Annotated in this window: 5 protein-coding genes and 2 rRNA genes (1 of these 7 cut by a window edge); 2 read left to right on the top strand and 5 right to left on the bottom strand. The window is 51.3% G+C overall.

Going from position 1 to position 9,276, the window contains the following annotated elements; all coding sequences use genetic code 11:
• The first annotated feature begins 14 nt into the window (after window positions 1-14).
• Entirely contained in the window at window positions 15-1,292 is a 1,278-nt protein-coding gene (locus NHM04_RS07255; RefSeq protein ID WP_254266320.1) for an ATP-binding protein, read from the top strand.
• The gene (locus NHM04_RS07260) at window positions 1,282-1,809 is read left to right on the top strand and encodes a response regulator transcription factor (RefSeq protein ID WP_254266321.1); all 528 of its coding nucleotides are present in this window, start codon (window positions 1,282-1,284) and stop codon (window positions 1,807-1,809) included. Before NHM04_RS07255 ends, NHM04_RS07260 begins: the two co-directional genes overlap by 11 nt.
• Window positions 1,810-1,813: 4 nt before the next feature.
• Here NHM04_RS07260 and NHM04_RS07265 read toward each other — a convergent pair whose 3' ends face one another.
• From NHM04_RS07265 to NHM04_RS07285, 5 genes are all read right to left on the bottom strand, one after another.
• On the bottom strand, window positions 1,814-3,217 hold the full coding sequence (locus tag NHM04_RS07265; protein WP_254266322.1) for a trehalose-6-phosphate synthase: 1,404 nt from the start codon (window positions 3,215-3,217) through the stop codon (window positions 1,814-1,816).
• On the bottom strand, window positions 3,214-5,010 hold the full coding sequence (locus NHM04_RS07270; protein ID WP_254266323.1) for a glycoside hydrolase family 15 protein: 1,797 nt from the start codon (window positions 5,008-5,010) through the stop codon (window positions 3,214-3,216). Before NHM04_RS07270 ends, NHM04_RS07265 begins: the two co-directional genes overlap by 4 nt.
• Window positions 4,973-5,743: a trehalose-phosphatase gene (gene otsB / locus NHM04_RS07275; RefSeq protein WP_254266324.1), complete on the bottom strand. Its 771-nt coding sequence runs from the start codon at window positions 5,741-5,743 to the stop codon at window positions 4,973-4,975. Before otsB ends, NHM04_RS07270 begins: the two co-directional genes overlap by 38 nt.
• Window positions 5,744-6,425: 682 nt before the next feature.
• Window positions 6,426-6,541, bottom strand: a 5S ribosomal RNA gene (gene rrf, locus NHM04_RS07280).
• Between the two features lie 173 nt (window positions 6,542-6,714).
• A 23S ribosomal RNA gene (locus NHM04_RS07285) occupies window positions 6,715-9,276 on the bottom strand; it runs 324 nt beyond the window's last position.

Genomic DNA, 9,276 nt, shown 5'->3' on the forward strand with positions numbered 1-9,276 from the left:
TATAATCAGCGGCCATGAATACGCGAATTACAACCCTGAAAGCCCCATCCGGACACGTACGCCAACTGGTGTTGATTCGCAGTTTGCTTATCGCGGCCCTGGCGATAGCCACTCTATGGGCCAACCAGCTTATTGAGCTGCCCCTGCAGCCTATTATTACCATTGTAGGGCTGTTAGCCGCGATCAACCTGCTCTCCCTACTGCGTTTAAAGTGGGATGTCCCGGTAGGAGGCGCAGAAATTACTGTTCAGCTGCTAATGGATATTCTGGCTGTAGCCGCTCTTGCTTACTATACCGGGGGCGCCGCCAACCCATTTTTGTCCTATATTCTGGTGCCAGTTTGTATCGCCGCGGCAGTACTACCGGGTATATACGCCTGGGGTTTAAGCTTGGTGGCGATCGGGCTCTATGGTGCTTTGCTGGTGTGGCACGAACCCTTGATACAGCTGGCGCCACCTTCGCACAGCCACCACCATGAACCCAGTATCAATTCTCACCTGGTGGGTATGTGGCTTAATTTTGCCCTCAGTGCGGTACTTATCAGCTACTTTGTGGTCAAGATGGCCGCCGCGGTGCGCCAACAGCAAGACACCTTAAATGCCCGGCGTGAAGAAGATCTACGCGATGAACAGCTACTGGCGGTAGCCACCCAAGCGGCCGGCACCGCTCACGAGCTTGGCACGCCTTTATCAAGTATTAAGGTGCTGCTGGCGGATTTAGCACGCGAACCGGAAGTTCAAGAGTTGATCGGTGACGATCTGGCGTTATTGCGCAACCAGGTCAACGAATGCGGTGAAATTTTAAAAAGATTACGCCAGCGCGCCGATATCGACCAACTCACCCACCCCCCAGTGATAGCGGCACGTGAGTACTGCACTCAGCTAATCGACCGCTGGCAGTTACTTCGCCCCGACGCCCACGCCAACTTCAACGTGCACGAGTCGCTACAAAACCGACAGGTGAGGTTTCATCCCACCATCGAGCAAGCCATTACTAATGTACTTAACAACGCAGCCGACGCCAGTACCAAGCCCTTGTATGTCTCGGTAGACACGGATAACGAGCAGCTGGTGTGGAAAATTACCGATCAAGGCGAAGGTTTCAGTGCCTCAGCCACCTCAATGCTCGGTAAGCGCCCTTTCACCACCAAACCCGACGGTCTCGGCATTGGGCTTTTTCTCACCCACGCCAGTATCCAGCGCTACGGCGGAACCGTGGAGATAGCCACGCCGGCCGAGGGCGGAACCGTTACAACCATTACATTGCCAATGGAGACCGCCAGTGAGCAATAAAATTTTGATTGTCGATGACGACGTCACCTTTGGTGAAATTCTACAGCGCTCGTTGAAACGTCGCGGCTTTGAGGTTGCAGTTGCCTGCAATAGCTTCGAGGCGATGCAATTGCTCCAGCAAAATCTATTTGCTAAAGCGGTAGTCGACTTAAAAATCGGCAGTGAATCAGGGCTCGATGTAGTAAAAGAACTTTTGAACCATCAGAGGGATTTACAAATAGTGGTTCTTACTGGCTACTCCAGTATTGCCACTGCCGTGCAAGCGATTAAGGCTGGGGCGCAAAACTATCTGTGTAAACCTGCCGATGCCGATGAAATTCTCGCTGCCTTCAACGAAACCGAGACAGACTGCGTGACGATTACGGCTCAGCCGCCTTCGGTCGATCGGCTTGCCTGGGAGCATATACAAAAAGTGCTCAGCGCCCATGACGGCAATATCTCGGCCACCGCCAGAGCGCTAGGCATGCATCGCCGCACTTTACAGCGCAAGCTCAATAAAAGGCCGGTTAAACAGTAACGCCTTAGTGATTTACAGCAGTTGCAATACTGGGCCCGGTAACGGAGGCGAGATCTTCGAGAAAATGCCTTTGCCAAGCGTAAATATCCTGCTGCTCTAGTACATCCATCATTTTACGCCAACGATCAATCCGCTCATCCAAGGGCATTTTAAGCGCTTTGGCAATACCACCGGTAATTCCGCTGACATCGTAAGGGTTAACCACCACGGCAGCGTCCAATTCATCCGCAGCACCCGCCATTTCCGATAGCACCAACACCCCAGGATCGTCCGGGTTTTGCGCCGCCACATACTCTTTGGCCACCAGATTCATGCCGTCTTTTAGCGGGGTTACCAACCCCACATGGGCTAAACGATACATGGCAAGAATTGTTCGGCGACGAAAACCGCGGTTTAAGTAACGCAAAGGCATCCAGTCAAAATCCGCATAGGTGCCGATAATATGGCCCGCCTCGCGGTCAATACGCTTGGCCAAATCGCCGTAAGCCTGCACATCGCCACGCGAAGTCGGGGATATCTGCAGATACACTACCTCGCGCACAAACTCTTTATAGTGGCCTAGTAATTTGTCATAGGCCTGAAAGCGCTGTACCAAACCTTTGGAATAATCCAGCCTGTCCACACCAATAATTAATTGCCGGTCATTTAAGCTATTGTATAAACGCTTGAACTCTTCGGTGTTTTCACCCGCAGCGGCGGCTTTGGGCAGCGCCGAGGTTTCCACGCTGATCGGGTAGACCCGTGCGGTACAGTGACGATCTTCAAAACGCAGGCGATCATTCTTAAGAATTTCTCCGCCCAAACCCTGCGCCACTCCCATACAAAATCCCATGTGGTCGGCTTCTGTTTGGAAACCAACCAAATCATAATGCAACAGAGCCTTGAGGATTTTTTGGTAGCCGGGGACGGTGCGCAATAAATCCAGCGACGGGAAAGGCGTGTGTAGAAAAAAGCCAATGGGATTCTTCAAGCCGGCTTCGCGTAGCATTTTTCCCAAGGGAATAAGATGATAGTCATGAATCCATACTGTATCGCCAGGCTGAATAACTTTTAGCAACTCGTCGGCAAATTTTTTATTCGCCTGCAAATACCCGCTTAAGTCGGTATCACTGTATTGCATAAGCTCTGGGCGCTGATGAAACAACGGCCAAAGAACACTGTTGGCGTAGCCTTTATAATACTGGTTATATTCCGATTGCCGTAAGTTAATCGTTACATACTCAATATTGCCGCGAACCTCGTGCTTCGCCTCACTGGCTTTGTTGTCAACCTTGCCGCTCCAACCAAACCACACCCCACCGTCTTTCTCCATCGCGGCCATTACACCAACAGCCAAACCGCCTTCTGAGCCCTTGTTTGCACCGTCTGTTTTTGCCACACGGTTCGAGACCACAATCAATCGGCTCATAGTTCGTGCTCCCATTTCTTACTCAAAATTCTTGCGCTGTTGATAATGCCCACCATTGAATAGGTTTGCGGGAAGTTCCCCCACAGCTCACCCGTTGCAGGATCCAAGTCTTCCGACATCAACCCGAGGTGATTGCGTTTGTCCAGCAGGTCTTCAAAAAGCTCGCGCGCCTCTTCGGTGCGACCGGAAGCTGCGAGCGCATCGATATACCAGAAAGAACAAATGGTAAATGCGTTCTCCGGCATGCCGAAATCATCTTCCACTATATAGCGAAACAAGTAACGACTACCCTCTGGTTTTAGGCGGTTTTCAATCTCTGCAATCGTGCCGATAAAACGCGGGTCTTTTCCGTCGATATACCCAAGTTCACACGCCAGTAAAAGACTGGCATCCATAGTGTCACCATCCCAGGTGGCGGTGTAGGCATTCAGTGTCTTGTTGAAACCTCTAGTTTCAATCGCCTCGCGAATTTTCGTAGAGGCATCAGACCAAAAATCGGCCTTGCCTTGCTCACCGAGCTTCGCGGCAATTTTTGCCAACCGACTGGTGGCCGCCCAACACATCATGCTGGAAAAGGTGTGTACGTGTTTAGAACCTCGTAGCTCCCACAATCCCGCATCAGGCTGGTTGTAGTAGGCTAGCGCTTTCTCACCCATTTTCTCCAACAAGGTAAACAGCTCGATATTACCGGGTCGGCGAATACGCTCGTCAAAAAACATCTGCGTAGCGGACAAGACAATCGCACCGTACACATCGTGTTGGATTTGTTCGGCTGCCTGGTTACCGATGCGCACAGGCCCCATTCCACGATAGCCAGACAAATCCTGAGCTATGCGCTCGGGCATCTCTTTTGTGCCATTGATACAAAACACGGGTTGCAGGTGCTCTTCGTCCATTTGCGCGACAATATTTACAAGGTAATGTAAATATTGCTCCATCGTGCGGGTGGCCCCGAGGCGATTTAATGCGTGTACTGTGAAGTAACTATCGCGCAGCCAGCAGAAACGATAATCCCAATTACGCTCGGTATCCCGGGCTTCGGGAATGGAGGTCGTCATCGCGGCGATAATCGCCCCCGTGTCTTCATAAGCACTCAGTTTAAGAGTGATAGCTGCGCGAATAACAGCATCCTGCCACTCGAACGGAATGGCCAGATAACGGGACCACTCTAACCAATAGGACTCGGTTTCCACTAAAAAGCGTTCGCACAGTTGCTTAACCGGCTCAGTAATCGATGCATCATCGGCGAAAACCATGTAGTGCTCGGTGTCGAGAATAAACCAGGTTTCATCAACTATTGCGGTCACCGACATGCCAGTTGTCATGCGGTAAGCCATATCGCAACCCAGGTAACGGATGTGGTTGCTGCCCTGCACTTTGCGAAAGCCCTGAGTGCCGTCTTGACAGGCCGGACGCAGGCGAATTCTCATTTTCGGCGAACCAATGGGAACCAGCTTGCGGTTCAACATAACCGGCCGGTAGGTGCGGCCGTACTGCATAAAGCGGGGAATAAAATCGGTAATGACCACGCCGTTGCCGTGATCATCATAAAGTTTGGTGGTGAGAATCGCGGTGTTTTTTTCGTATGATTGCTCGCTGTGGCTAAAGTCTGCCAAATCAATCGCGAAAGTACCCGTTAAGGAGTCTGGGTTATCGGTTTTTAAAAGAGAGCAAAATACCGGTTCTGCGTCGAATCTAGGTAGACAGCTCCATACAATTTCTGCTTTTTTATCGACCAGTGCACCAATGGAACAATTACCGATCAGTGCCAGCTCGAGATTGCGTTCTATCATTTACTTGCCTCAACTTATCCAGTTGTCCATGCAAAAATGCAAGAACCTCGCCAGTGTCGGAAAGTCTGCCAACGGCACAGCTGTCACCGCCGCCTACTTTCAATGAAACACCGCCGTGGGCATTGACCCAGGCGAATCCGTCCTCATCGGTTGTATCATCACCGATATATATAGGCGCACGCCCCTTAAAAGCCGGCATGCTCATAAATCGTGCAATCGCAAACCCTTTGTCCACACCGCAGGGCTGTATCTCCCGCACGCAGTTACCCCGAATAACACGCATTTCTGCGCTATGGCTGAGTGCCAACTCTTGGTCGATGAAGTGATCAAGCCGATCTTTTAATTCGGGCTTAACTCGATAGTGGATGGCAATTGCATGACCTTTATCCTCTGCAATCAGCGCGTACTTTTCTGCAAAACCCAGCAGGGCAGCTTTCGCCTCGACAAATTCGGGCGTTTGCAGCGACATGTGTTGCACCTCGCCTCCCGCCACACACCACTCGGCGCCGTGACTACCGGCCATGGAAAGCGGCAGCTTTACGAGAGAGGAAAGCGATTGGATAGAGCGGCCCGAAACAAGCGCGAGCGCCCCATCGCTCAGCAGTGAAATATCAGAAAGCACATTGCTTAACGCTTCGGGCACCAGCACTGCCTCAGGATCTTCTGCAAAATCAACTAAGGTGCCGTCAAAATCTAGAAAAAAAGCGGGGTAATCAATATCGAATGTGGTCATATCTACTTCGTTTGCAAAGTGCATAAGACATTTAGCGTATAACAGCGAGGGTGAAGACACAAATGGCAGATAAGGCGGATCGATATACGCAGTTCTGTTTACTTTTTTCTACCCGAAGCCGGTGGTCACAGGAAAGAGAAATGTCGAGAAACAACCGCTCACTTTTATAGAAGTCAATTGGCATAGCTTCGCTCGCCGAAGGGTGAAGCACAGGGATGTGCTGAATGACTTGGCACTTCGTGCGAGGTAGGGAAAGTAATCCAACGTATTCTAAATAAAACACCCCACCTGGACTAATCGGCCGGGAGCCGATTAGCACAGCGCTAGCTGGTCGAAGGCCGAGCCCATGGAGGGGCGAGTGATTCCCAGGTGGGGTGTTTTATTTAGAAGATTGACCAATTTGTCTGGAACAATTCATGAGCCCCCTCCCTGGGGCCCACCCTTCGGGCAGCTTCGCTGTGCTAATTTGCTCCAAGCAAATTAATGGGATAGCCGGAGGCTACCCGCAGGGTGAGCGCCGTGAACGGCGCTCACCACTATGACCGTAGGTTATCTACATGGATGTAGTGTATGCAGATAACGCAGGAGCGGTTATTTGTCATCGGCAAGCACCACCTAGCGTGGATAGTAACCCAAAAGAAAAACGCCCTGCAGGACTATCTACAGGGCGTTTAGATTAGAAGCTTGACGATGACCTACTCTCACATGGGGAAGCCCCACACTACCATCGGCGCTGAGTCGTTTCACTGCTGAGTTCGGGATGGGATCAGGTGGTTCCAACTCGCTATGATCGTCAAGCAAACAGGTATGGTTTGTTTTCGGTCTTATCGGCGTTTGCCGTGCCTAGTCACACAACCAAATAGGGCGATGAACAAAGATGTATGTTGTCTTGCTTAAGGACACTGTGTATCACTCTGCCTTTCGGCTCAGTCCGTCGATTGATCATGCAATCAATCAGTCGTTTCTGTTATATGGTCAAGCCTCACGGGCAATTAGTACTGGTTAGCTCAACGCCTCACAACGCTTCCACACCCAGCCTATCAACGTAGTAGTCTTCTACGGCCCTTTAGGACTCTCAAGGAGTCAGGGAAAGCTAATCTTGAAGGAGGCTTCCCGCTTAGATGCTTTCAGCGGTTATCCCGTCCGAACGTAGCTACCCGGCAATGCTATTGGCATAACAACCGGAACACCAGAGGTTCGTTCACTCCGGTCCTCTCGTACTAGGAGCAACTCTTCTCAACTTTCCAACGCCCACGGCAGATAGGGACCGAACTGTCTCACGACGTTCTAAACCCAGCTCGCGTACCACTTTAAATGGCGAACAGCCATACCCTTGGGACCGGCTTCAGCCCCAGGATGTGATGAGCCGACATCGAGGTGCCAAACACCGCCGTCGATGTGAACTCTTGGGCGGTATCAGCCTGTTATCCCCGGAGTACCTTTTATCCGTTGAGCGATGGCCCTTCCATACAGAACCACCGGATCACTATGACCTACTTTCGTACCTGCTCGTCGTGTCAGACTCGCAGTCAAGCTGGCTTGTGCCATTACACTAACCTCCTGATTTCCGACCAGGATTAGCCAACCTTCGTGCTCCTCCGTTACTCTTTGGGAGGAGACCGCCCCAGTCAAACTACCCACCATACACTGTCCGCGATCCAGATAATGGACCTGCGTTAGAACCCCAAACATACCAGGGTGGTATTTCAAGGTCGGCTCCACAATGACTAGCGTCACTGCTTCAAAGCCTCCCACCTATCCTACACAAATAGGTTCAGAGTTCAGTGCAAAGCTATAGTAAAGGTTCACGGGGTCTTTCCGTCTAGCCGCGGGAACACTGCATCTTAACAGCGATTTCAATTTCACTGAGTCTTGGGTGGAGACAGCGTGGCCATCGTTACGCCATTCGTGCAGGTCGGAACTTACCCGACAAGGAATTTCGCTACCTTAGGACCGTTATAGTTACGGCCGCCGTTTACCGGGGCTTCGATCAAGAGCTTCGCCGAAGCTAACCCCATCAATTAACCTTCCGGCACCGGGCAGGCGTCATACCCTATACGTCCACTTACGTGTTTGCAGAGTACTATGTTTTTAATAAACAGTCGCAGCCACCTGGTCACTTCGACCGGCTTCAGCTTAGGGAGCAAGTCCCATCACCAAGGCCGGCGTACCTTCTCCCGAAGTTACGGTACCATTTTGCCTAGTTCCTTCACCCAAGTTCTCTCAAGCGCCTTGGTATTCTCTACCTGATCACCTGTGTCGGTTTACAGTACGGTTCGTTATTACCTGAAGCTTAGAAGCTTTTCCTGGAAGCATGGCATCAACCACTTCGTCTCAAATATGAGACTCGTCATCAGTTCTCAGCCTTAAGAGCCCGGATTTACCTAAGCTCTCAGCCTACAACCTTAAACACGGACAACCAACGCCGTGCTGGCCTAGCCTACTCCGTCCCTCCATCGCAGTAATAACAAGTACGGGAATGTTAACCCGTTTCCCATCGACTACGCATTTCTGCCTCGCCTTAGGGGCCGACTAACCCTATTCCGATTAACGTTGAATAGGAAACCTTGATCTTCCGGCGAGGGGGCTTTTCACCCCCTTTATCGTTACTCATGTCAGCATTCGCACTTCTGATACCTCCAGCATGCTTCTCAACACACCTTCAACGGCTTACAGAACGCTCCCCTACCATGCACAAAGTGCATCCGCAGCTTCGGTTGCTAGTTTTAGCCCCGTTACATCTTCCGCGCAGGCCGACTCGACTAGTGAGCTATTACGCTTTCTTTAAAGGATGGCTGCTTCTAAGCCAACCTCCTAGCTGTCTGAGCCTTCCCACATCGTTTCCCACTTAACTAACATTTGGGACCTTAGCTGGCGGTCTGGGTTGTTGCCCTCTCGACGACGGACGTTAGCACCCGCCGTCTGTCTGCCATGATTGCACTCCACGGTATTCGGAGTTTGCATGGGGTTGGTAAGTCGGGATGACCCCCTAGCCCAAACAGTGCTCTACCCCCGTGGGTGAGACATGACGCACTACCTAAATAGTTTTCGGGGAGAACCAGCTATCTCCCGGCTTGATTAGCCTTTCACTCCGATCCACAAGTCATCCCCTAACTTTTCAACGTTAGTGGGTTCGGTCCTCCAGTGCCTGTTACGGCACCTTCAACCTGCCCATGGATAGATCGCCGGGTTTCGGGTCTAATGCATGCGACTGGACGCCCTATTAAGACTCGGTTTCCCTACGGCTCCCCTAAACGGTTAACCTTGCCACATACATTAAGTCGCTGACCCATTATACAAAAGGTACGCAGTCACAGAACAAGTCTGCTCCTACTGCTTGTACGCACACGGTTTCAGGTTCTATTTCACTCCCCTCACAGGGGTTCTTTTCGCCTTTCCCTCACGGTACTGGTTCACTATCGGTCAGCTAGGAGTATTTAGCCTTGGAGGATGGTCCCCCCATGTTCAGACAAGATAACACGTGTCCCGTCCTACTCGATTTCACAAAAGATGACTTTTCGTGTACGGGGCTA

The organism is Gilvimarinus sp. DA14 (genome assembly GCF_024204685.1).
In the GTDB taxonomy this organism is placed as follows: Bacteria; Pseudomonadota; Gammaproteobacteria; order Pseudomonadales; family Cellvibrionaceae; genus Gilvimarinus.